Annotated in this window: 1 protein-coding gene; it reads right to left on the minus strand. The window is 46.5% G+C overall.

All coding sequences use genetic code 11. The features are described 5' to 3' along the window. On the minus strand, window positions 1-550 hold a 550-nt coding region (locus OP495_RS18680; RefSeq protein ID WP_280571285.1), incomplete at its 3' end, for a Na+/H+ antiporter NhaC family protein. Between the last annotated feature and the right edge of the window lie 44 nt (window positions 551-594).

Genomic DNA, 594 nt, shown 5'->3' on the forward strand with positions numbered 1-594 from the left:
GAATGGCAGCTGCTATAAGAACCGAAACTGTTGACATCATACTTTGTAGTCCACCACGCGATAACATATTGTCAACCATGGAAAAGCCAGTATCAGCCTCATAGCCGCTACTTAGGGCCGTTCCTATCTTATCTAGCGATGACCCCTGAAAGAACAACGCAACTAAAATGCCTGTCACTATCCCGACAAAGAATGAAGGAAGGACCGGCTTGCGAAGTAATATACAAGCAAATACTGCCAGAGGTGGTGCTAATGTGAAGAGGCTAAGGTTAAAGTTGTCGTTAAGTAATTGTACTATGTGGCGTGCATCATTACTGACGATACTGGAATGGGTGGTGATATCACTTCCAAGCCATATGTAGAGAGCTATTGCCAATAAATAAGCAGGCATTGTCGTATAGAGCATGTGCTTTATATGCGTGATAATATTGACTCCACACACGGCAGATGCCATGACCGTGGTATCGGATAGAGGTGATAGTTTATCGCCAAAGAATGTGCCGGTTACGATGGCGCCCGCAGCATAGGCGGGTGGAATTCCAAGACCCATGGAAACCCCCATGAGGGCTACGCCAATAGTGCTCAATGTGCCCC

The organism is Chromohalobacter sp. 296-RDG (genome assembly GCF_029889885.1).
GTDB lineage: Bacteria > Pseudomonadota > Gammaproteobacteria > Pseudomonadales > Halomonadaceae > Chromohalobacter.